This window comes from Chryseobacterium sp. SIMBA_038 (genome assembly GCF_046535115.1).
Taxonomy (GTDB): domain Bacteria; phylum Bacteroidota; class Bacteroidia; order Flavobacteriales; family Weeksellaceae; genus Chryseobacterium.
Window position 1 is genome coordinate 1 of record NZ_JAWRXH010000129.1, and the last position, 277, is coordinate 277.

The window sequence follows — 277 nt, forward strand, 5'->3', positions numbered from 1 at the left end:
CTCGAGGTTTTTGATCAAGGGGGCAACGGCAGAAGCGGAATGGTTTTCTAATCTGATAGGGCAAAGCACATGGTCTGCCATCAGCATGGCGGCGTATTGGACACGACCTCGGCCAGGGCCGGTATCAATGAGGATGTAGTCGTACAGCCTGGTCTTGGCGATCTTCTGAACCTTGTCTCTGGCTTTCGTCATGTCCTCATTGGAGGCACCCATGCAATCACTAAGGCGGAAGTCGTGCATGGCGGTGGGGATCAGATCGAGGGTGTCATTGCACTTG

At 54.2% G+C, this 277-nt stretch carries 1 protein-coding gene; it reads right to left on the minus strand.

All coding sequences use genetic code 11. The annotated features are described in order from the left end of the window. The coding region (locus tag SB689_RS22985; RefSeq protein ID WP_410694377.1) for a ParA family protein at positions 1 to 277 on the minus strand (277 nt) is incomplete at both ends.